The organism is Bradyrhizobium sp. YCK136, from assembly GCF_044570075.1.
GTDB lineage: Bacteria > Pseudomonadota > Alphaproteobacteria > Rhizobiales > Xanthobacteraceae > Bradyrhizobium > Bradyrhizobium diazoefficiens.
Map to the genome: position 1 here is coordinate 8,891,540 of NZ_CP172424.1, position 21,877 is coordinate 8,913,416.

Here is a 21,877-nt window from a genome sequence, read left to right on the forward strand (position 1 = left end):
CATAATCGTCCGTGAAGAATGCAGATCGGCCTGAGAGATAGGCAGAAGTTGTCTCGATAAAGTATTCGATTTTGCAGGAAAGCCGGGTGTTGGGCCGCGGTTTCTTGCGTTTTGGGATTTTGCTTTCGAGCGATTCGTGATTCCCTGACGGACGGGTCATCGGCATTGGGGACGGCGATGAGCAAACCGCGGGATGATCGCCAGAAAGACCTGTTGCTTCCGGCGCTCGATCAAATCATCGACATGGGCCACCCGCTGGTGCGGTTGGCGGCGCTGATCGACTGGAAGTTTCTGGATGACCGCTTTGGTTCGGTGTGCCAAACCGGGCCGGGGCAGCCTGGCCTACCGACGCGGCTTGTCGCCGGCCTGTTCATTCTGAAGCACATGCACAATCTCTCGGATGAGGTGCTGTGCGCCCGCTGGATCGAGAACCCTTATTACCAATACTTCTGCGGCGAGTTAAGCTTCTGCCACCGGCTGCCGTTCGATCGATCGTCGATGACGCGCTGGCGCCAGCGGCTCGGCGAGGAGCAGCTCGTCGCGTTGATCCAGGAAAGTCTGTCGGTGGCACACAAGACTGGCGCCATCGGTCCCAAGGACCTGGAGCGAGTGGTGGTCGATACCACGGTGCAGCCCAAGGCCGTTGCCCATCCGACCGACGCGCGGCTGATGCATCGGGCCATCACCAAGCTCGTCGGGCTTGCCAAGCGCAACCGTGTGCCGCTGCGCCAGAGCTATCTGCGCCTGGCCAAGCGCGCCGCCATCATGGTCGGCCGCTATACCCACGCTCACCAGTTCAAGCGCGCCCGGCGCCAACTCAAGTTCCTGCGGACGCGGCTTGGCCGGATCATCCGCGACATCCGCCGCAAGATTGATGGCGATGCGGCGCTGGAAGCGCGCTTCGGCCCGCTGCTCGATCTGGCGCAGCGGGTGCGCAGCCAGGATCAGCATCAGCGCGGCCCCAAGGTCTATGCGTTGCATGCGCCGGAGGTCGAGTGCATCGGCAAGGGCAAAGCCCGCGCGCCTTACGAGTTCGGCTGCAAGGTCAGTATCGCCACCCCCGTGACGTCCCCGAAGGGTGGACAGTTCGTGCTCCATACCAAGGCGCTGCACGGCAATCCCTTTGACGGCCACACGCTCGGCCCCGTGGTCGCCGACATGGAGAAGCTCACCGGCGTGGAGGCTCGTCGTATCCACGTCGACAAAGGGTACCGTGGCCACAACTACCCGCACCGGTTCAGGGTCTGGATCTCGGGTCAGGTTCGCCGCGTCACGGCTTCCATCCGGAGCGAGATGAAGCCTCGCGCGGCTGTCGAACCCGTCATCGGTCACGTCAAGGCCGAGCACCGCATGGACCGCAACTATCTCAAAGGCAGCGTCGGTGACCGCATCAACGCCGTCCTCGCCGCGGCCGGCTACAACTTCGGCCTGCTCCTGCGATGGCTCGCAGAACTCTTGCGTGCCATCATCCGCGCCTTCGCCGAAACTGTCCCGGCTCAAAAGATCGCTTAAATCAGCGCTCGTCCGCGTTCTTCACGGAGGACTACATAAGGCTTGACGAATTGAGCCGGAATAATGCGGACGGTATGCCCCATCGCGGCGATCTTGCGTGCCAACCATTGCGAGCTGGCCTTCCAATTGTAGATCGTCGCTTCGGAGACCCCGTGCTTGCGAGCTAGGTCGGCCGTCTTCGCCCCGGCCTCATGCTCCTTCAACACTGCGATAATCTGCTCTTCCGTGAACCTTGCTCGCTTCATCTGTCCGTCCTTCTTCGGGGCGGACTCTGAATCCTTCTGGAGGAAATGCTCAGTGGCAGGTCACGCCAACGAAAAGAAGCGTTGGTTGCGCAGCCGCGCCAGAATCCATCGCTGCGCGACTTGCACCGCAACTTCGACCTTTGCCTTATCTTTTGGGCGCCGCGGCCGGGCTGCGAGATGGCCGTGCCGTAATGGCTTGCCATCTCGGCATAGGTTCGGTTGAGGCCGGGATCGTGGCGGTCGGGATGTGAGCGGCAAGCCAAGGCCGTCAGTCAGCGTGGCTCATTGGCATAGCGCAGCTCACCTTACCGCCCGCGCGGACTTCACTTCGAAGTCACGGACCAGTTGTTGAAATTGAAGTTCTTTCCCCCCGGGGACGAGGTAATCTCGACGCCGTATTGGACGCTACCGACGTTTATGTCGCCAAAGTACCCCTTCGACTTGATCCACTGCAGGATACTCTTGATGTCCACTGTCCCGCTGTTGGTCTTCGAAGTGCGCAGCAATGAGATGACCTTGTGACCATCGGAGCCTTCGCCTTCAAACACGTTCCAAGTCGCCCCGCCTACATTGACATTGCTGTAGACCGGAATCGCCGCACCGGAAGGGGCATAATGATATGAAATGGGCTTAACGTTGCCGCTCCCGTCCGAGTTTCCGGTGTAGTTTGTCCAGAGCATTATCTCATGTCGGTCTGAGCTGTCCCAGATATCGTAGGCGACATCCCAGGCGCCGCCAGTGGGAACTTCCTGATTGAAGCTCGAGCTCAAAGTGTTGATTGAGCTGAGCGGTTTCCCGATATTGAAAGCCACGTGCGGATAGCTCTTGATGCCAGGAGTATTGGGCTGGTTCGACCACACGCTCCACCGGTTGGCTGCACTCACCGAAATCGTCTGAGGCCCAGGGTGCGGGCCCCATACGTCGTTGTTCCAAGAGTAGCCATCGCGTGAAAAGCTTCCGTATGGAGCGCTCGAACGCCAAATCGGCGTCTGTGCCGATACAGGCCCGGCAGATGATAATGACCGGGCTTCATTCGCGGCCTGCCTAAATAGATCATGATCCTCCTGTGTCCGGACGTACCCCGTTGGAGACCCTTGCGCGCCGGCACCGCTTATCCGATTGGAATCCATAAAGCTCTCCTTTCTGATAACAAAATCTCCTGCAGATCCACTAGCGGGCCCCCTAGTTCAGCATGGGCGGCATCGGCATCTAAAGACCGGGCTTGAATGCTAGGAAGGTTGGCTTTCGAGAAGCTGACGAGCTCGGGAAGAAGGGTGGACCCGCGCCCGGATTTGCCGTCTTTCGGATGACAGCAGCCTGGCTGAGACAGTGGCAACGATTGTCCGTCGTCAGACAATTTGAGACTGATCAGGCTTTTCGAGAAGGGAGGCTCTGGCTCATCAGGGGGCATCGTCAACTTAATCGACCGCCGAGCCGAAGGAGGCGATTCTCAGAGGTCGAGAGTCGGCGATAGCGCTTGTCATGGAGATCTCGCGCCAAGTCGCAAAGGCCCGCTCGCGCGAAGCACGACGGAAGTCGGCGATGGCGGCTCCGGGATAGGGGATGTGGAAAAGGTTCGCGACCTGATCGTGAACTGACAGAAACCGTTGAGCTTGATGGGACGATTTGAAGCGCTTCATGATCCGCTCGCGTCGCCGCGTCGGCTGATGAGAATTCTCGGCCCGATTGTTGAGAGCTTTGTGCTGGCGATGTTCGACGTGAAAGCCCATCTTCGCCCTCGCAGCGCCGTACGAACGCAGCTTATCCGTGATCATCACGCGCGGCGGCGTGCCGGCGGATTTAGAGCTTCTTCATGAGCCGCTGCGCAACGCGCGAGTCTCTTCGGCGCTGGATCAAGACGTCGAGAATGAAGCCATTCTGGTCGACAGCGCGCCAGAGCCAATGTTGTTCGCCCGCGATCGAGATAACGACTTCGTCCAGATGCCATTTGTCACCGCGAGGGGGAGTGCGCTGGCGGATCCGATCGGAGAACGGCTTGCCGAATTTCCGTCCCCACTGGCGCACGGTTTCATAGGCCACGCCAATGCCACGCGCCGCCAGCATTTCCTCGACCATGCGCAAGCTTAAGGGAAGCCGGAAATATAACCAAACGGGATAACTGATCACTTCCGGTGCGATGGCGGCGATAAAGAGGGTCCCGGGCGGTCTGCCGGTCGTCTACCCCTCCGCCGGCCCAATTCGTTAATTTGACGGTACCGTTCAATGGACTGTCCCTGTCGAAGGTTGCGGCCGATCTTGCGGCGCACGCCGTCAACGGCTGGCCGCCGGAGGTCATCAACGATTTCGGCAATCTCGGCTTTGTCCGACCTGCTGGCATCGTGTTTCTCAGCAACTTATTCGCATGGATGAGCGCTCATCAAACCAAGATCACGCTCACCAACCTCAGGGGCAAACGCCGTCAGGTTTCTGGACGACTCCCTGTTCTTCGAGCAGCATTGCGGCGCAAAGCTTCGCCCGGATGCATCACCACGGTCGACAACGCGACCACTGATGAGGATCGCTCATCAGCGATTGCCATGGCTGGCTGGAACACAACCTTGTTCCTTGGCTGGCTGCGCGCCTGTCGATCTCTCCCGCGAGCGGCGTGTACAACCGGCCGGTAGCCGCCATGCCCATCTGATCGCGGGCATCTGGACCGGGTTCAAGGGCGACCGGGGCACCTAGTCCAAGCCGGTCCCCGGCCCTCACCTCGTTTATGGCTTCCTGACGACCGATGAGGAGCGCGACGTATGGATGCGCGCGCCGCGGGATGAAGCAAAGGCATTGCAGCGGCCGTTGCCGGATGATGCGCTGAAGATCGTGATGCGCGGCGCGGATAAGGAAGATCAGCCAACAGCAGGGTAGCAATGCTTTAGCGCCGCAATCGGTATGGTGGCCATACCAATTATGGGGACAAGAGGTCTGATGTTGTTCAAATCGCCAACAACGGCCGTGCTCATCATCAGCGCACGCCGATGGCCGAAGCGTTGCATTTCTGCAGGGCGCGGCGTTCGGCATTGCTGCGAACTGCCCGAAACTTCATCTGTATACGAAAGCAATCGCTCAATCGAAAAACGGTATCCGAGGAGTTCGCCAGGGCAACGCAAAGGAATTTGCAGAGGGCGCGTTTCTGTTCCACGAATTGCTAACTGGCGGAAAAGGAGACGAATGTGATGGCGGCTCGTGCACCTGCGATAACGTATGCGGCCTTCGCCCCGGTACATGCTACTTCGTGATCGAACCGTCGGAGGTAAAGCCCTGAGTCCGCAATTCTTTAAGGCAGCACCTTGACGAGATTGGCCCGCTTGCGTGCAGCCAGCTCGACAGCAGCATCGCGCGCCGCTTTGAATGTCATCACTTCCGCTGGCGCGTGCTCATGATCCTTCTCGATCATGGATGAAGCCGCCAAGGAAGCTCGATCTTAGTCAGCTTTTCGCAAGCTGCTCCTGCTAGCATGAAGAGGATAGGTCATCTAGGCGACGCCGCTATCCGGGTGTTACGACATGAACGCAGACGCAGCCGATATCAATGCAACAGCGTCGCAGGTTGGCGCCCCCTCCGACACCGCCGAGAACGGCGGCGATGACACGCGTGCAGCGCTACTGCGCCGAGCATTCGAAAAGGCTCTTGTTTCCGTCGCGACGCAAGTCATAAGCGATTCGCAGTCGGATATGGATGAGGCCATGAGCGAGCTTGATGATGGATGAGCCGATGGTCGGCGCCAGATAGCGATACGGCCGCCTGGTGATTGAATCGAAGACGTGCCAAGTGAGACTTGGCACACGCCAGCAGTTAGATGCGCATTCTATGATCTTTCAGGTCCGCTGCGAACTGCTCCGCGAATCCGAATGCACCTGGATCTTTTTGGCAGCGGGCTGCTGCGACGTCCCTTTGGCGTCCCCAACAGCAGACTTTGACGGAAATGGTGATGCTCAAAGCCATGGCGCCTCCGGCTTCGTGAGAGGATGATGGATGTTCTGGGGGCGCAAGGGTTCACGCCCGGCTTCGTAGGCTAAAGACAGGCAGGGCTCAACGCGAAACAGGGCTTATGCTTTTGAGCCGAGGGTAGATCGCGCCGCAGAGGCCGTCCCCAATCCAATCTACGATCTTGGCCGGGATTTTCGCTGCGACGCCTGCATCTGCAGGACGTTGACTTGCAGACAGACCTGAGAGCACCGTTCCCGTGCAGCGCCTCCATCGCCGGCAACGCGCCGCAGCAATTCTAGCCGGGTAGCCGGGTCTGGAGGCCCTCCGCCCGTTTGTCGGCGCCAAGGCTGCGATTGCCAAGACAATCTGGCTGTTACCGTCGATCCTAAATCGATAGATCGCCAAGCTGCCCTTCTCGCGGCCGTTTGGCGAAAATGAAAGGCGGGCGCTAGCGCCCGCTTCCACGAGTTTCCGACCTCCCCGGGATCAGGCCTCATGCCGGCTGTGCATCGCGACCGAAAATGCGCCGGAACATGGCCTCGCGCATCATCGTCTTGAAATCCGGCGGCGCATCCGGGTTCTCATTGTGGTTGATCACCGACTGCGTCACCTTGCGTCCGGAGTTGTCAACCCACCCCTGATTTGTCTCATGGATTGTCTGAGCTCCATCGGACGTCAGCTGATCAAGCGTCCGCCCAGCATTAGACTGCGTGACCTTCAGATTGTTTTTCCCATCCTTGTCGTCGCCGAGTCCCTCCACAACCATGGCATTGTCGCCGTTGGTGATGGTGAGCTTCGAGGAGATGGTTTTTCCCTTGCCATAATCGACCGTGTCCACCGTAATCTTCGTGCCGTCGTCGAGCTGGAAGGTCATACCTTTCTTGAAGTCGAAATCGTCCTTGCCGTCGCCATTAGCATCGACGTGAGGATCGCCGTGGATCCTCGAGACATGGCCGGTCTGGTTGTTCCTAACGGTCCAGGTGCCGTCCTTCTCATCGGCTGTGATCGTATACTTATCACCAAGGTTGATCGTCGCCTTGCCGTCCTTGACCTCGTGCGACCACACTGGCGCTGGCTGAGATGACGGCGCTGGCGTCTGAGCGACGGCAAGCGGAACCATCGCAAGAGGCGGCGGTGGAGGAGGAACGAAGAACACGGGTGTTGCAGTGGCAGGCGTTGCGATTGCAGACTGGTAGTTGCCCGGCGCGCGACCCTGTTCGCCGGCATCGATACTCGCCTGATTCACCACGCCGCCGGCGCCATCGACCCAGCCTTGGCCGCTCTCATGGATCGTCTGGGCACCATCGGGTGTCAGCTCATCAAGAGTCATGCCAACATTGGACTGAGTCACCCTCAGATTGTTTTTGCCATCCTTGTCGTCGCCGAGCCCCTCCACAACCATCGCGTTGTGGCCGTTCGTAATGGTCAGCTTTGAGGAGATGGTCTCACCATTACCGTAGTCGACATTATTGACGGTAATCTTGGTCCCATCGTCGAGCTGGAAGGTCATATCTTTCTTGAAGTCGAAGTCATCCTTGCCGTCCCCGTTAGCGTCAACATGGGGATCGCCATGGATCTTCGTGACATGGCCGGTCTGGTTGTTGCGAACGGTCCAGGTGCCATCCTTCTCATTGGCTGTGATCGTATATTTGTCGCCGAGGTTGATCGTGGCCTTGCCATCCTTGACCTCATGCGTCCATACCGGATCGACGGAAGGCTCCGAACCCGAACTTTGCTGGCTCAACAGCATGGAAGGAGGAGGCGGAGCCATCATGTACACGGGAGCAGCCACGACTGGAGTGACGACCGCCGGAGCCACGACAGCGGTTGTGACGCCACCTGCAGGAACGACAACGACGGCAGCGCCTGCCGGCAGGTACTGGTAGGCACCCGGCGTGGCATACTGTCCCAACAGTGTGCTGAAAGCTGGGCTGGCAACCACCCCCTCTGACCCCACCCCATTCACCGTCGAATCGAGTGCGCCGACCACGGGGAGACCGGCCACGGGAAGATACGCCATTTAGTTCACTCCTGATTGCATCGAAGAAAGCGGTAAAACTGCGAGCGTTATGGTGAGCGAATGAATGCCTCTCGCCACCAGCCCCGGCAGCCTCGATGAGCCCCCCCCCCCTCTCTCATCACCTTCGCAGCGGCTCGGCGCGAGCATATCGCGCCCATCGAACTCGCAGGGACTCTACCTGCAGCACCTGTCGAAAAGCTGACGACAATGAACCACCGACTGAGCATCGCAACCCTCGTAGCATCCGAGGGGTGCGGATCGCATGGTTGCTCGCGGCGGCCGGCCGTCACGACGGACCATCTCAGGCAACTATCGACGCCCGCCGATCACATGTGATACGTCGCTTCGTTAACATCGATCGACTGTCCGATGTCGGCTGCGCCGATCGGTCCTGTTGCATGCGAGATTCACGCCGCTTGCTCTTGATGCAACAATCATCGGGACCGAGAGGCACATCATTCTGTCGATAAGTGACGCGGTCGCCGCAATTCCGCCAGTCACTCCATCGGATCTGGGAAGCAGCATTCCAACCGCTCCGGCCACGCCGCTATTGCCGCCAGCGGCGATCCGAAGATTCCGGACGCGATCTGTGGGGATACCGGCGATCACACCAACAGCCTCTACAGCATCAGCGCGCGGCCCTAACCAGGCTACCGCCCCACGCCATGAGTCTCCAAAGACTTCAGATTGGATGACTCAGCGCTGATCGACAAACGCCACAGCCAACCTGTTGGCCGATCGATCCAAGTGCGCGCCTGACCGCGCACGCAGGTCAGAATTTCGCTGCTAGCCTCACTAGATCAACCAACTGCGTCTAAACGCAGAGGCACGTCCGCCGTCCCCTTGCCGGTTCGGCCCACGTCGACCATAGGCGCGACCAGCGAAGCCTAGGTGAGGTTGCAGCTGCCGGCAGGTGATGGGCTGCTGCAAAGGATCGACCTAATCACCCCGACCGAGACTCGTCAGCTTCTCGAAAGGTAGCGCCCCTAGCGTGAGGCTGCTGAACTCTAGGCGAGCACGTCTATTGAGACGTAACAAGACGAGCATAGGAGAAAGCAATGGCCGCCGAAAACAAGAACGCCGGCAAAACGGACAACGTACAGCCCAAGACCGTTGGTCTCGGCAAGAGCGCCGAACTGAGCCTGAGCAGTCTGGGGGGCGAGCACGTCTTTCTTTCTATTCCTGCCCCTCGTATCGTCGGCCCGCCCGACGTAGCAGGCCACAACTAACGACATACCATAAAGAAAGGTGAATAGACATGGCGGTTAATAGTGTTGGCGGTAACGGCGCCGCTCCTGCTACCCAGCAGACCCAGGATGCCGGTTTCCAGAACCAGATGGCTGAGTTCGAGCGTGTTAGCCAAAAGGTTCAGGCCCAGGCCGTGGCAATGCGCAGAATTACGACCGAGCTCTCTTCTGAGAAGAAGGTCGCCGACGAGCGCGTCCAATAAGTCTGCCAAGACGGCGGCTCAGCGCGTCGCTACCGGATCCGCGCAGTGAATGACGAACTCCGGAAGAGCCGTGCGGCAACTGCCGTACGGCTTATCTCGTTATTCAGGAGATTATCCTGAACGAATCGATCTCTCGAGTTTGAAGTGCATAGCAAAGCCGAGGGGAAGACGACCGCCGTCAGCATGTGAGTTGGCGCGGGGCCCGGCGCCGATCGGCACGTTAAGCCGTTGACATCATTAATCTGGGCAGGGTCATTCCATCCGCCGATTCACACAAAGCGCCTGATCGCCCGCGGCGAAGCGCTGCGCGCGATCGATGGCGACACTCGCGCCTGACTAGGCGCCATGCCTCAGGACGATCGGCTCTTTCTCCGAGAAGTGCGTGCGCGAGCGGGCGAACTTCTTGACGCCCATCGGCTTGCCGAACAGGTAACCCTGGACCTGATCGAAATCCATCTCATGTGCGGCAAGAAAGTCCGCGCGCGTCTCGACCCCCTGCGCAATTACCTGCGCGCCGGAGTCGTGTGCGAGCTCGACGATACGCCGGCACACCGTCTGCTTGAGGCGCTGATCCGCGCAACCGGTGACGTATTGATGGTCGACCAGGACGAACGGAAAGTTCGGCAATCCCAGCAAGGATGGCCACTTCGCGCCGACATTGTCGATCGAGATGCCGATATTGTGCAGGCGAACGCGCCGGGCGACATCGATCGCCAGGTCGAGATTGTCGATCACCTCGGCGCTGTCGATCTCGATCAGCAGGCCGGCGAACGCCGCATGATCCGGAATCCGGTAGCAAAGCTCGCGCACCGCAGCATCGTCGGCCAGAAACGAGATCGGCAGGTTGATCGAGAGATCGACCGGTCCGATCTGCCCGAGCAGATAGCGCCAGTCCGCGATCGCGCGCGCGATCACGAACTCGGACAGCGCATGAAAATGCGGATCGCTTTCGTCGGGGATGAAGTAGGCCGGCGGCACGACGCCCCATGCGGGATGGCGCATCCGGATCAGCGCCTCGGCGCCGCTCGGAACCAATGTCCGGAGATGAAGTTTCTGCTGATACCACAGCTCGAGCGAGCTGGCTTTCAGCGCTTCGGGCACATCCACTGCCGGGCTCGGTGCGGGCTCGAGCGGCATCAATGACGCAAGACTGTCACGAAGGGTTCCGGCGCTGAACGGGGTGGAGAGGGCCGGCAGCATGGCGATGCCGTATTCATCGCCGATCTGCCGAACCGCTTTGACGATGATCGAGTCCGGCTGGCCGATGACGAGGACCTTGCCGCCGTAGTCCTTTCTCACCAAAGTCTCGAGAATTTTACTGACTTCGATGCCATCCACGGACACGCCGAGCACCAGAAGATCGGGCCGTTCCGCGTCCAGCACGGTGTCGAGTTCCAAAGCCTGGCCGCATTCGCTGGTGATGAAGCCGAGGTCTTCCAGCGCCTCTGCGAGGAAGGTCCGAAGGTGTTTTTTGCTGTCCGCAATGCATGCGCGTGGGGTCAGCTTGCGATGTCCGAACCATCCGGCTCGCGTTTGTCCGATGTGACTGATGTGGTTCATGCCCCGCCTCATCCGTAATTACCCCGGCCTGACTCGTACATCCATGAGCGGCGGCAATCATGGAAATTTCTGGCTTATACATTGATTGCGCCGCTAACCTTAAAGGATTCAATTCGAATCAAATGACGCAAGCATCGGTGCGTCTCACCGCAGTCACGCGCGCAACAAATGCGTCACCTGGCGTTCATGAGGAGCAATCGCGTCTATCTTGGCCAGCGTTCATATGCGAGCGCGCCAATAGGCCGCAGAACCTAGGCCACCAAACCCGCCAATCCGTGGTTATTGCTGCTTGATACGTAGCGGATAAGCGGTTGCGTGACCCTCGGGGAAATCGTGCGGAAACGATGCAGCATAGCTACGGGCTGCTGCTGATGTACGAATGACCAGCACCGGAATGGCCAGGATCATTCGTGCGAGGACGGCGTGCGCGCAGCGCAGCGCAGCGCCGTCTGAAATGGTACCCGGATAGCGTGAGCATAGCGACCCGAAGGGGCACGCGGGTCCGAGTGCAACGACGAGACCGGCTTAGCAGCGGCACCCGTGGGCAGTAATAGCGGTCGCCGAAGGCGAGCCCCTTTTCCGAGTGCCCCCGGCGAGGAGCACATTATGTCTTGCGCGATGGGATCGTTTACCCGGCATGGGCCGAGACCCCATCTCCGTAAGGGAGTCGGTAAGCGCAGCTCATAGAGCCCGGTTCGCGACAGCGAACGCGGCCTGCCTGCAATACGAGAATCGCACCTAGGGTCTGTACCTAAATAGCGCCACGTGATTCTCTTGCCTACGTGTTGATTCGGGGGCGAGAGAATGCGCGCTGGTTTGTTTTGGCTGAACGACAGGCAATGGGCGCGTATCGAACCGCATCTGCCGAGGGGACTGACGGGGCCGGATCGGGACGACGACCGACGCATCGTCAGCGGCATCATTCACATGCTGCAATCGGGTGCACGATGGCGTGATTGTCCACGTGAATACGGCCCTTACACGACGATCTACAATCGCTTCAATCGCTGGGCCAAGCGAGGACGATGGTGCGCAATCTTCGAAGCGCTGGCCAAGCCTGGCGAAGACGGCGTCGTACTGTCGCTCGACTCGACCTCGATTAAAGCTCACCGGTGTGCCTCCGGCGGAAAAGGGGGGAGCACAATCAAGCAATCGGCCGCTCGCGCGGAGGCCGCACGACAAAAATCCATGCGCTGAGCGATCCGCTCTGCCGGCCGGTCGTCCTGCATCTGACTCCAGGCCAGGATGCCGATATCGCTGCGGCTCCCGATGTCCTGGCGCTCGCGCCACCCATGAGCGTGCTCCTCGCCGACAAAGGGTATGATGGCGACAAGCTTCGCGGCGAAATCATTCGTCGTGGCGCCAAGCCCGTAATCCCCAATAAATCTAACCGTGTCGTCATCCATCGCTTCAACAAACGCGCCTACAAAGGACGAAATGTCATCGAACGCTGCTTTTGCAGGCTCAAGGACTTCCGGCGCATCGCCACGCGATATGACAAGCTCGCCCGTAATTTTTTGGCCGCTGTTCATCTCGCCGCTCTCGTCGCATATTGGCTCAATTGAGTCTGGACCCTAGTACCAAGAGAAGTCCACCTTTCGAGGAAAGATCGCAAGGTGCTTGAGGCGTGCTGTCGCTCACCGGTGACGTTGCAGCGCGATTTGAAGCGGGCGCGGATAGTTCTGTTGGCGGCGGATGGGCGCAGCACCCGGTCGATCGCCAAGGAAGTTGGGGTCCAGCCGCGGATTGTCAGCCTTTGGCGGCATCGCTATGCCGACCATGGCCTTGAAGGGCTGCAAGACAAGCCGCGGCCTGGCAAGCAGCCGATCTATACGAAGACGACCGACAAGCGGATTCTGAAGCTGCTGGATAAGCCGCCACCGCAAGGGTTTGCGCGCTGGACCGGCCCCCTGCTGGCCGAGGCGCTGGGCGATGTCGATGTCCAATATGTCTGGCGGTTCCTGCGCAGCCACAAGATTGACCTGGTGGCTCGCAAGTCCTGGTGCGAGAGCAACGACCCGAACTTTACGGCCAAAGCCGCCGATGTTGTCGGCCTCTATGTCGCGCCGCCGGCGAAGGCCATTGTGCTGTGCGTGGACGAGAAGTCCTCGATCCAGGCTTTGGAGCGAGCGCAGGGTTATCTGAAGTTGCCCAATGGCCGCGCCTTGACCGGCCAAAGCCACGATTACAAGCGGCATGGCACCACAACATTGTTTGCGGCGCTCGAAGTCGCCACCGGAAAGATCATCGCGACCCATTCAAAACGCCGGCGCCGCGTCGAGTTTCTCGATTTCATGAACAGCGTCACCGCGGCTTTTCCGAACCGCAAGCTTCACGTCATCCTCGACAACCTCAACACCCATAAAAAGAACGAGGACTGGCTCAAGGCCCACCCCAACGTGCAATTTCATTTCACGCCGACAAGTGCGTCATGGCTCAATTAGGTCGAAGTATGGTTTTCCATCTTGCAGGGGCAGTCGCTCAGCGGCACCTCCTTCACGAGCCTCAAGCAGCTTCAGGAACACATCGATGCCTACGTCAACGCATACAACGACAGAGCCGAGCCCTTCGTCTGGACCAAGAAAAAGGTCCGTCAACGCCGTTTCAAAGGCCGCCGTATCACTCAGCTCTGATTCCGGGTACTAGGTACGTGGCCTTCACCAGAGATGAACAAACCGCCCGATCTTGTCCAGTCTGTCTCGCTCATAAAACGGAACACCGACAAGCCTTGGGCTGCCGGGTCGGGCAAGCGATCTGCGGCGGCTTACAGAACTAATGGTGGGGTTATATCCAGTGGTTTGACGGCGCGGCCGAGGCCATGGTGTGGCACATGAAAACTCGCGCCCTGGTGTCCTCTCTGCTTGTTCATGCCGTCCAGTCGCCCGGCAACGAACGTGACGCGGAAATCGTGGCTCGAAGCGGGCTGCCCACTAGCCGAATTAGCGACTTCATGTTCACGGCTCCAGTCAGGAGTCGCGCAGGAATTCACTTTGCCGTCCGGCGCATGAGACTATGGCAGGGCGAACGCACCTGTGCGCACATCATGAATAACGTGGAATGATTATGAGTATCTATGTGCCAATCGTCCTAGTCAACATGCCTGTGTCGGCAGTCGAAAGGCCGTCGCTAGCGCTTGGTCTGCTGAAATCAGCGCTGACCCAGGCTGGACTGCAATCCACCATAGCCTATGCCAACGTCTGGTTTTTAGAATACATAGGCATCGCCGACTATGGACCTCTTGAGAATTGCCCGCCAGAGGAGGCACTGGTTGATTGGCTGTTCGCGGGCATTGCTTTTCCCGACTTCGAACCCGAACAAAACGCCTTCCTCGACCTCTATTTCGAGCGCAACCCGATACACGCAGGCAAAGGTATGGCCGAGCGTCGCGCGAATTTCCTCAGGCTGCGCTCGCTCATCGGCGGGTTTATCGACTGGACGGCTGACAAGATATTGGCGAAGCGGCCGGCTATGGTCGGGTGCAGCTCGACCTTCGCCCAGCATGTCCCCTCGCTCGCGTTGCTGCGCCGGCTGAGCGAGCGCTCACTTGATCTTGTCACCCTCATGGGTGGAGCGAACTGCGAGTCGGTAATGGGGCGGAGCACTCACGCGCGTTTCCCATGGGTCGACTATGTCGTGTCGGGCGAGGCCGACGCACTGATCGGCCCACTGTGTTGGGACATCCTAAATCGCGGCAGAGACATCCCGCCTGCTGACCTGCCATTTGGCGTTTTCGGCCCGACGCATCGCGAGGCCGGCTATCCCGCGGCGTCGACGCGCGACTTAGTGCCCCGCGCAGTGATCGAGAACATGCGTGACCTGCCGCTGCCGGATTTCTCGGACTATTTTGCGGAGGTTGAGGCGTCGCTCTACGCCGACCGCATCCATGCTGGGCTGCCGATGGAGTTCTCTCGCGGCTGCTGGTGGGGCGAGCGCAGTCATTGCCTGTTTTGCGGGCTGAACGGCGGATCGATGACCTACCGCCAGAAGCCCGCGGGGCAGGCCGCAGCGGAGATGATTGAGATGTCGGCGCGCTACGGCTCGTCGCGCATCGAAGCTGTAGACAATATTATGGCCATTGACTACCTTGAAAAGGCGCTGCCTCACCTCACCGCGCTACCCGAGAAGCTCGCGATCTTCTTTGAGGTCAAAGCCAACCTGAAGCGCCACGAAGTGGAAAAGCTGGCTGCCGCCGGCGTCCGCTGGATTCAACCGGGTATTGAGAGCCTGGATACTCGTGTTTTGAAGCTGATGCGCAAAGGAACGACCTCAGCGCACAATGTTCAGCTGTTGAAGTGGTGCCGTCAGTACGGCGTGCGGGTCAGTTGGAGTTTATTGTGGGGCTTTCCCGGCGAGTGTGATGCATGGTATGCGGAAATGGCCTCTTGGTTGCCGTTGCTGCATCATCTGCAGCCGGGACCTGCGGTACGCTTGCGATACCAGCGCTACAGCCCCTATCATTACACAGCTGAGAAACATGGACTGAAGCTGCTCCCGGCCGCCCCCTATCGCTACGTGTATCCGCTGTCGGAGCGCGATCTCTCGGAACAGGTATACTACTTCGAAGACAGCGAAGACCACGATGTCGGCGGCCATTTCACAGCGCGCGACGAAAACCGCCCGGGGCTAAATGCCGTCGCCAAGGGCATCGATGCCTGGCTGAAAGCCTGGAGGGGGCCGACTTTCTCTATGCTGTCGATGCAGGACAACGGCGACGAAATCATAGTCGAGGACACGCGAGCCATAGCAATCGAGCGCGAACACCGCGTCAGAGGCCTCGAGCGAGAAATTCTTCTGGCCGCGGACGAAGGCTCGCCTGAAACCCGCCTGTGCGATCGGCCGGGCGCGGCGAATGTAATGCAGGGCGAGATTGATGAGGCGATAGCTAACATGATCGCCCGCAAACTGATCGTACGGCTTGACGCGCGGCTGGTTGGGCTCGCGTTACGGCATCCATATACGCCAATCCTTCCCCTGACTGCGTTCCCTGGTGGCTATCTCGACCGACGCTCCACGCCAGTGGCCCTCCCGCGCGAATAAGGAAAACTGCGGTGTGCACTTCGCAGGGCCACACCCCTCGCCTGTCTCCTTTGCTTGGCGCTCGCGCCAGCCTTGTCATTTTTTTCGCCCGCGTCGTTGAGCACAATCAACGGCGTCGAGCCCAAAGCTCCAACATATATGGTTTGAGATATTTGGCCGAAGCGGCGGCGATAATCGCGCCAACCCTAGTGGAGCCGATGAAGTTTATGCGGCGTTCGTTCCGCATTAGATAGCTTAAATATGCGCTACGAACTGCATCGCTCGATTTTCGTAGACTACTTCATCGGGCGAAAAGGAGAAACCGCATCGAACTTCAACTGTTTGACACAGGTTGCAGCTGCCAAAGCGTCGTGTAGTTTATCGGTTCGATCATCGGCTGTAATCGATCCAACTGCTTCGCCGCGTCCAGATCGACACATAGACTTACATTCGTGAGCGACGATGTCGTCACGACTGCACCATCATAAAATGCAGGCAACCCGCGCATCGTTTCGATGCCGGGGCGAATCCCCTTATCGTCCTCGATCATCATTTGCCGCATTTCCAAATTTATCCGGCGGACATCGAAGAATAGAGCCCCTTACGATTCACTGCATCTCCCTTAAGCTGTAAAACGATATGATGAACCGGTCCACGATTGCTATGCCGACGCGTAGGGTCAGGGCCTCGCTCGGCCGCGAAGCTTCTCGTCGGGCTGGTCAACGCTGGATTTGGAGTGCCTGTCAGGTTCCATGGCTCGATTGTTCTGATCCTCACCAGTTGTCCGTGAACAAGCCTCCAAGCACTTGATTGAGAGTCTGTTTTCCGGTTGCGGCGGCATTTGAGATTGCAGGGGATTGGGGCTTCACAGCCCAAAAACCTGCAATTTCGATTTTGGATTTCCCTGCCGCTGCGAACCGTGATTCTGTGCTGCATCGGAGGGACCGATGCGACCAAAGAAGCACAGGACGACAGGCTCGAACGATCTGTTCCGGTCCCGGCTGGACCAGATCATCAACATGCGACACGAGCTGGTTCTGCTCGCCGGCAGGGTCGATTGGGACTGGATCGACGGCGAGATCGCGCCGCTCTACAGCGACAACGGCAGGCCGGGTATCGCGACCCGCTTCATGATCGGATTGCTGCTGCTCAAGCACATCTACGGCCTGTCCGATGAGGGGGTGTGCGAGCGCTGGGTCCACGATCCGTACTTCCAGTTCTTCACCGGCGAAGAGTTTTTCCAGCACGTTTTCCCGCATGAGCGCTCAGACCTGAGCCACTGGCGCAAGCGGCTCGGCGACAAGCTGGAGCGGTTGTTGGCCGAGAGCCTTCGGGTGGCGCACGCGAGCGGTGCGTTGCGCAGCCAGGACCTCAAGCGGGTCACGGTCGACACGACCGTCCAACCGAAGGCCATCAGCTTCCACCGACGCCAAGCTGCTGCATGCAGCGATCCGCGGGTTGAACCGCCTGGCGAGGAAGCACGGGGTCAGGCTCCGGCAATCCTATGTTCGCGTGGCCAAAAGCGCGGCGATGATGGCGGGCCGCTACGCTCATGCCAAACAATTCAACCGGCATCAGCGACAGCTGCGCATCCTGCGCAGCCGGCTGGGCCGGATCATCCGCGACATTCGCCGCAAGACCGAGGGCCAGGCCGCATTGGAGGGGGCATTCGCCCTGCCGCTGAGCCGAGCCACCCAGATCGGCTCGCAGCAGCAGCGCCAGCGCGGCTGGAAGTTGTATTCCTTCCATGCTCCGGAGGTCGAGTGCATCGGCAAGGGCAAGGCCGCCGCCCTATGAGTTCGGCGTGAAGGCCTCCATCGTCACCAACAACCAAAGAGCTCCGGGCGGCTTGTTCGTGCTCCACGCCTGCTCGCTGCCGGACAACCCCTACGACGGTCACACCCTTCGCAACGTCATCGAGCGCACCGAGAGCCTCACCGGCTGCCCGATCGAACGGGCCTATGTCGACAAGGGATATCGCGGCCACGACACACAAAATCCCCGCCGCCTCTTCATCTCGGGCCAGAAGCGCGGCGTCTTCGGCGTCATCAAGCGCGAGCTACGCCGCCGTTCCGCCATCGAGCCCATCATCGGACACATGAAGAACGAAGGTCACCTTGGCCGCTGCTATCTCAAAGGCCGCGCCGGAGATGCCGCTAACGTTCTCCTCTCGGCCGTTGGCCACAACCTCCGCCGTGTCCTGGCTTGGCTCAGAGACCTTTTGTCCCTCTTCCTGCTCTCACTCTGGCCAACGCTCAACTGTCCAGTTCAGCCCAATTCGGCTTATTAACGATCGACTCACCACGCTCATTGGAGAACGTAGAGGTTTCTCAACCTCCGAGCTAAGCTCGGATCCTCCGCGCGAGCTACGGAGGGTTCAGCTCGAGAAGCTGATTGACGCGCTCGAAAACAACAGCCCGGCGAAATCGACACCCACCTTTGCAATTTACCGGCCGAGCCAAGAGCCGCTTCGAAGGCATTGCGTTGGTCAAGTGTCCAGAGATCTCAGAATGGGGCGCTAGCTTCCGAGAAGCTGACGAGCCTCGGCCCAATGCTTGGTTCGATGTTGAGAACGCCGTCGAGTTTTAACCGGCAGGGGTGCTAGCGGCAGCAACAGCTGAACGGTGAATGTCCCGTATGATCTTCCCCCAAAAAATTAGACGGGTTTAGGCGACGTTTAGCTCCATCTCGATCGGGGCGATATATCCCACGGCGGAATGGAGCCTTGTTCGGTTATAGAAGCCCTCGATGAAGGCGAAGATATCACGCTGGGCGTCGGCGCGGGTCTTGTAGTTGCGATGATGAACGAGTTCGGTCTTCAAGGTATGGAAGAAACTATTGCGCCTCCAATAAGCTGACGGCCGCTGCCCTCCCGGCCGCAGAGAATAGCACAAGGCTGTTTCTAACCCGCGCAGCGTGCAACGGCTCTGGACAGTTTTTTAAAATGTCGCGCTCGTTCGGTCTCCTGGCGCAGCCGGGCGATCTCTCTCAGAGGTTCTGGCGCTCACAGCTGCTGCTGTAGAACTGAAAAGCGGAAGCGTAGCGCTTCTGACCCTCAAGCGTCGAAAGAGTGACGTGGTACGACAAATTTCCCTACCGCTGAAACCCGGCCGAGGCGCGAATGGAGTTTCCGGAGTTGGCTGAGGTGTGGGCCACGATCTTTCCTGCCGTAGAGAAGGCGGCGGAGGAAGCGGAGCGAAAGTTGCGCGATTTCGTCGCTCAAGTCGGGTAGTAGAAATTTGCGGCGCTCACGCGCCGCCGAATTTTCAGACCGGGATGCCGAGCTTCTTCGCCTTGTCGCCCAGATTGTCCTGAATTCCCGCGCCCGGGACATGCATCACGCCAATCGGCAGCTCGTTGAGCATCGATTTCCGTTGTCAGGGTTGCAACGGCGTCAGTCGATGCCTCCGCGTCAGCCCTTCCAGCGATCTCTCCAGGTCGTCCCGACGCATCAGGACGGCGGCGTCCGTATCATTTACGGTTCGGTCGAGCTCTTGAGTTCGTGTTCGTAGCGCTCTGGACACAGCCGGGTCGGTGGCAATCAGCGGGAACACCTGACCCTGCGACCGGGCGATATCCTGACAGGCCATATTGAAGGCCCCTTCGGCTGATGCGCGGCGATTCTTCGCGGCCTCCATTCCCGCGGCAGCTTCCTCGCAGCGAGCGCTCGCCGACTGGAACGCGCCAGCAGCAGCGGATTTCGCCTCCCACGCCTTGGCGAGGGTTTCGTGGGCCGTTCGACGACCTTCGTTAATCCGGGTCCGGTGACTCGCGGTCGCCCCACCGTCAAGAAGTTCAGCTCAGGCGAACGCTTCTCTACCAGTCGACGTTGTTTGGCGCGCTCTGCGTCGATTTGCGACCGTGAATGCTCAAACGAGATGGCCGCGACCGCGCCGTCCGGCTCCGTTGCAGCGTCATTTCGAGCTCACCAGCCCGCTCACGCAGTGCACCGTACTTTTGCGCAACCGCTGAAAGTCTGTCGGCGCAGCCCACCGGGGCGGCGTCAATATGCCGTTTGGTTGTAGTTCCCGTTTCCCTTAAGCTTGCGCATAGTCGAGGAAATGCTGGAGGCGCGTGGCACTGTTGACCTATGAAGCCGTGCGCCAGTGGGGACCGAAATTCGGCAAGGCGTTCTCCGATCGGTCCGCGAGCGCGCTCCCGCTCGCGGTGACAAATGGCATCTGGACGAGATCGTTATCTCGATCGCGGGCGAACAACATTAGCTCTGGCGCGCTGTCGACCAGAATGGCTTCGTTCTCGACGTCTTGATCCAGCGCGGAAGAGACTCGCGCGCTGCGCAGCGGCTCAGGAAGAAGCTCTTGAAATCCGCCGGCACGCCGCCGCGCGTGATGATCACGGACAAGCTTCGTTCGTACGGCGCTGCGAGGGCAAAGACGGGCCTTTGGGTCGAACATCGCCAGCACAAAGTTCTCAACAATTGGGCCGAGAATTCTCATCAGCCGACGCGACGACGCGAGCGGATCATGATGCGTTTCAACTCCTCCAGGCCCACCGATTTCTGTCAGTTCACGATCAGGTCTCGAACCTTTTCCACATCCCCTATCCCGGAGCCCTGACTGCCGACTTCCGTCGTGCTTGGCACGAGCGAGCCTTTGCGACTTGGCGCGAGATCTCCATGACAAGCGCTATCGCCGAATCTCGAACCTTTGAGAAGCGCCTCCTTCAGCTCAGCGGTCGGTTAAGTTGACGATGCCGTCGCTCGACATTCGGTATGGCACAGGGATTGCAGTGATGAAAACAAAAGCGCTCCGGAAGCTGAGCACGGCGAGCCGGTGCCGGGCTATGGATCTATTCTGAGTCGTTACGGAACATGACCATCAGCGGGCAGAACCCAGGTGCAGCCGGTCGATATCAGGAATCTGTTGATCGGCCACGTCTTCTTTATGTCGTGCCACGTAACTCTGACAGGTAGACAGAAAATTTGGAACCCACATTATGCCGGCGGAGTCGGATATCAAATGTGCGAATGCAAACATTCGAACAAGCACCGTCTGGACAATTGTGCTCGGCTTTGCCGCCGATCCATTGATGCGGTGGAGTTGGCCTGACGCAAGCCAATATCTTCGGAGCATGCCTCGGTTCGTTAACGCCTCTGGTGGACCAGCATTCGAGCACGGCACAGCATACGTCACGGAAGGGATCCGCGCCGCAGCCCTGTGGCTGCCGCCTGGCGTGCAGCAAGACGAGTCCGCGTTAGACGAAATAATGGCGCTGTCCCTGAACCCGGCGATCACCGAAGATATGGCGCTCCTGCGGCAGGAAATGGCCGAACATCATCCGTCCGAGCCGCATTGGTACCTGCCTCTCATCGCGGCCGATCCGAACTGGGTCGGACAAGGACTTGGCACATTGTTGATGAAATACGCTCTTCAACGATGCGATGAGCAGGGCATTACCGCCTATCTGGAAAGCTCGAATCCCGATCACATCCCCTTTTATCAAAGCCACGGCTTCGAGGTCATTGGCAAAATACAACATGGTTCTTCGCCGCTGCTCACGCCAATGTTGCGAGCAGCCAAATAAAGCGAAATTCAAAGCCTGTGTTCGCATTGGCTCACGAGGGCCACCTTTCAGCACTGCTTACGTGTTGTCTGCGGCGGCGCTGATTATTTCGCCAGCAAGTATTGGGGCGACTCGGGCTCGCGGCGATGCTCCATGATGTCGGGAAGCTACCATTCCGCTGACGCTGTTCGACAAGCCGGGCCGTCTAAATGAGGAAGACAGCAGACTGATCGAGACACATCTGGTCGACGGCTTCGGAAGACTCTGGATGGCGTTAAGTTAACGAATTGGAGCCGCCGAGGGGGTGGTGACGACCAGCACGCCGACCGCCCGGACCCCTCTTTATCGCCGCCATCGCTTCCCACCGGAAGTAATCAGCTATGCCGCTTGGTTGTATTTCCGGCTTCCTCTCAAGCTTGCGCATGGTCGAGGACGTGCTGAAGTGCTGGCGGCGCGTGGCATTGGCGTGACCTATGAAATCGTGCGCCAGTAGGACGAAAACTTCGGCAATGCGTTCTCCGATGGATCCGCTCGCGCGCTCCCGCTCGTTCAAACGACTGAGAGCATGCACTTGACCGACCGCGACAATCGCGATGATCAAAGCCGGTTGTTGACGCGTCGATT

Annotated in this window: 12 protein-coding genes and 9 pseudogenes; 12 read left to right on the top strand and 9 right to left on the bottom strand. The window is 59.3% G+C overall.

Going from position 1 to position 21,877, the window contains the following annotated elements:
• Positions 1 to 177: 177 nt before the first annotated feature.
• Entirely contained in the window at positions 178 to 1,512 is a 1,335-nt protein-coding gene (locus ACFLEY_RS42985; protein ID WP_060909258.1) for an IS5 family transposase, read from the top strand.
• Positions 1,513 to 1,544: 32 nt separating this feature from the next.
• On the opposite strand, the pseudogene ACFLEY_RS42990 reads toward ACFLEY_RS42985, so the two are convergent.
• The 4 genes and pseudogenes from ACFLEY_RS42990 to ACFLEY_RS43005 all read right to left on the bottom strand — a co-directional run.
• Positions 1,545 to 1,757: pseudogene (locus ACFLEY_RS42990) on the bottom strand (transposase); the annotation flags it as partial.
• 63 nt (positions 1,758 to 1,820) lie between these two features.
• Positions 1,821 to 1,999 (bottom strand): annotated as a pseudogene (locus tag ACFLEY_RS42995) (IS21 family transposase); the annotation flags it as partial.
• A gap of 81 nt (positions 2,000 to 2,080) precedes the next feature.
• Complete coding sequence (locus ACFLEY_RS43000) at positions 2,081 to 2,887, bottom strand: hypothetical protein (RefSeq protein WP_011084471.1); 807 nt, start codon at positions 2,885 to 2,887, stop codon at positions 2,081 to 2,083.
• A 288-nt stretch (positions 2,888 to 3,175) separates the two neighbouring features.
• Positions 3,176 to 3,981: pseudogene (locus ACFLEY_RS43005) on the bottom strand (IS6 family transposase).
• Between ACFLEY_RS43005 and ACFLEY_RS43010 the strand changes: the two are divergent.
• Both ACFLEY_RS43010 and ACFLEY_RS43015 read left to right on the top strand, forming a co-directional pair.
• Positions 3,965 to 4,381: a hypothetical protein gene (locus ACFLEY_RS43010; protein WP_171901086.1), complete on the top strand. Its 417-nt coding sequence runs from the start codon at positions 3,965 to 3,967 to the stop codon at positions 4,379 to 4,381. The pseudogene ACFLEY_RS43005 and the gene ACFLEY_RS43010 sit on opposite strands and share 17 nt — an antisense overlap.
• A gap of 879 nt (positions 4,382 to 5,260) precedes the next feature.
• Positions 5,261 to 5,464, top strand: coding sequence for a hypothetical protein (locus ACFLEY_RS43015; RefSeq protein ID WP_011084467.1), 204 nt, complete (start codon positions 5,261 to 5,263; stop codon positions 5,462 to 5,464).
• A gap of 713 nt (positions 5,465 to 6,177) precedes the next feature.
• Here ACFLEY_RS43015 and ACFLEY_RS43020 read toward each other — a convergent pair.
• On the bottom strand, positions 6,178 to 7,704 hold the full coding sequence (locus ACFLEY_RS43020; protein ID WP_028154393.1) for a DUF1521 domain-containing protein: 1,527 nt from the start codon (positions 7,702 to 7,704) through the stop codon (positions 6,178 to 6,180).
• Between the two features lie 1,058 nt (positions 7,705 to 8,762).
• Between ACFLEY_RS43020 and ACFLEY_RS43025 the strand changes: the two genes are divergently transcribed.
• Together ACFLEY_RS43025 and ACFLEY_RS43030 are read left to right on the top strand one after the other, a co-directional pair.
• The gene (locus tag ACFLEY_RS43025; RefSeq protein ID WP_157783809.1) at positions 8,763 to 8,933 is read left to right on the top strand and encodes a hypothetical protein; all 171 of its coding nucleotides are present in this window, start codon (positions 8,763 to 8,765) and stop codon (positions 8,931 to 8,933) included.
• A 29-nt stretch (positions 8,934 to 8,962) separates the two neighbouring features.
• Complete coding sequence (locus tag ACFLEY_RS43030) at positions 8,963 to 9,154, top strand: hypothetical protein (RefSeq protein WP_014498042.1); 192 nt, start codon at positions 8,963 to 8,965, stop codon at positions 9,152 to 9,154.
• A 336-nt stretch (positions 9,155 to 9,490) separates the two neighbouring features.
• Here ACFLEY_RS43030 and ACFLEY_RS43035 read toward each other — a convergent pair whose 3' ends face one another.
• On the bottom strand, positions 9,491 to 10,714 hold the full coding sequence (locus tag ACFLEY_RS43035) for an EAL domain-containing protein (protein WP_060909236.1): 1,224 nt from the start codon (positions 10,712 to 10,714) through the stop codon (positions 9,491 to 9,493).
• 804 nt (positions 10,715 to 11,518) lie between these two features.
• Here ACFLEY_RS43035 and ACFLEY_RS43040 point away from each other — a divergent pair.
• The 3 genes and pseudogenes from ACFLEY_RS43040 to ACFLEY_RS43050 all read left to right on the top strand — a co-directional run bounded on the left by ACFLEY_RS43040 (position 11,519) and on the right by ACFLEY_RS43050 (position 15,751).
• Positions 11,519 to 12,279 (top strand): IS5 family transposase gene (locus ACFLEY_RS43040; RefSeq protein WP_110115998.1). Its coding sequence is split into 2 segments (ribosomal slippage): positions 11,519 to 11,858 and positions 11,858 to 12,279, totalling 762 coding nucleotides; the frame shifts between segments, so codons are not numbered across the junction.
• A 51-nt stretch (positions 12,280 to 12,330) separates the two neighbouring features.
• Positions 12,331 to 13,347: pseudogene (locus ACFLEY_RS43045) on the top strand (IS630 family transposase).
• Positions 13,348 to 13,771: 424 nt separating this feature from the next.
• Positions 13,772 to 15,751 carry a RiPP maturation radical SAM C-methyltransferase gene (locus ACFLEY_RS43050; RefSeq protein ID WP_060909239.1) on the top strand — a complete coding sequence of 660 codons (1,980 nt, stop codon included), beginning with the start codon at positions 13,772 to 13,774 and terminating at the stop codon, positions 15,749 to 15,751.
• Positions 15,752 to 15,840: 89 nt separating this feature from the next.
• Here the strand turns inward: ACFLEY_RS43050 and ACFLEY_RS43055 are convergent.
• Positions 15,841 to 15,965, bottom strand: a pseudogene (locus ACFLEY_RS43055) (aldehyde dehydrogenase family protein); the annotation flags it as partial.
• A gap of 99 nt (positions 15,966 to 16,064) precedes the next feature.
• The gene (locus ACFLEY_RS43060; protein WP_223153707.1) at positions 16,065 to 16,283 is read right to left on the bottom strand and encodes a hypothetical protein; all 219 of its coding nucleotides are present in this window, start codon (positions 16,281 to 16,283) and stop codon (positions 16,065 to 16,067) included.
• Between the two features lie 394 nt (positions 16,284 to 16,677).
• On the opposite strand from ACFLEY_RS43060, the pseudogene ACFLEY_RS43065 reads away from it, so the two are divergent.
• Positions 16,678 to 18,020: pseudogene (locus ACFLEY_RS43065) on the top strand (IS5 family transposase).
• 376 nt (positions 18,021 to 18,396) lie between these two features.
• Here the strand turns inward: ACFLEY_RS43065 and ACFLEY_RS43070 are convergent.
• Positions 18,397 to 18,567, bottom strand: a pseudogene (locus ACFLEY_RS43070) (IS3 family transposase); the annotation flags it as partial.
• Positions 18,568 to 19,773: 1,206 nt separating this feature from the next.
• On the opposite strand from ACFLEY_RS43070, the pseudogene ACFLEY_RS43075 reads away from it, so the two are divergent.
• The 3 genes and pseudogenes from ACFLEY_RS43075 to ACFLEY_RS43085 all read left to right on the top strand — a co-directional run.
• Positions 19,774 to 20,433 (top strand): annotated as a pseudogene (locus ACFLEY_RS43075) (IS6 family transposase).
• A 253-nt stretch (positions 20,434 to 20,686) separates the two neighbouring features.
• Positions 20,687 to 21,274, top strand: a complete 588-nt coding sequence (locus ACFLEY_RS43080) for an N-acetyltransferase (protein ID WP_211434419.1) — start codon at positions 20,687 to 20,689, stop codon at positions 21,272 to 21,274.
• Between the two features lie 286 nt (positions 21,275 to 21,560).
• Positions 21,561 to 21,808: pseudogene (locus ACFLEY_RS43085) on the top strand (IS6 family transposase); the annotation flags it as partial.
• Positions 21,809 to 21,877: the final 69 nt, after the last annotated feature.

Coding starts and splice junctions, on each gene's coding strand:
- ACFLEY_RS43025 (WP_157783809.1), top strand. CDS start 8,763: ATGGCCGCCGAAAACAAGAACGCCGGCAAAACGGACAACGTACAGCCC.
- ACFLEY_RS43000 (WP_011084471.1), bottom strand. CDS start 2,887: ATGGATTCCAATCGGATAAGCGGTGCCGGCGCGCAAGGGTCTCCAACG.
- ACFLEY_RS43080 (WP_211434419.1), top strand. CDS start 20,687: ATGCCGGCGGAGTCGGATATCAAATGTGCGAATGCAAACATTCGAACA.
- ACFLEY_RS43030 (WP_014498042.1), top strand. CDS start 8,963: ATGGCGGTTAATAGTGTTGGCGGTAACGGCGCCGCTCCTGCTACCCAG.
- ACFLEY_RS43035 (WP_060909236.1), bottom strand. CDS start 10,714: ATGAACCACATCAGTCACATCGGACAAACGCGAGCCGGATGGTTCGGA.
- ACFLEY_RS43015 (WP_011084467.1), top strand. CDS start 5,261: ATGAACGCAGACGCAGCCGATATCAATGCAACAGCGTCGCAGGTTGGC.
- ACFLEY_RS43050 (WP_060909239.1), top strand. CDS start 13,772: ATGATTATGAGTATCTATGTGCCAATCGTCCTAGTCAACATGCCTGTG.
- ACFLEY_RS42985 (WP_060909258.1), top strand. CDS start 178: ATGAGCAAACCGCGGGATGATCGCCAGAAAGACCTGTTGCTTCCGGCG.
- ACFLEY_RS43060 (WP_223153707.1), bottom strand. CDS start 16,283: ATGATGATCGAGGACGATAAGGGGATTCGCCCCGGCATCGAAACGATG.
- ACFLEY_RS43020 (WP_028154393.1), bottom strand. CDS start 7,704: ATGGCGTATCTTCCCGTGGCCGGTCTCCCCGTGGTCGGCGCACTCGAT.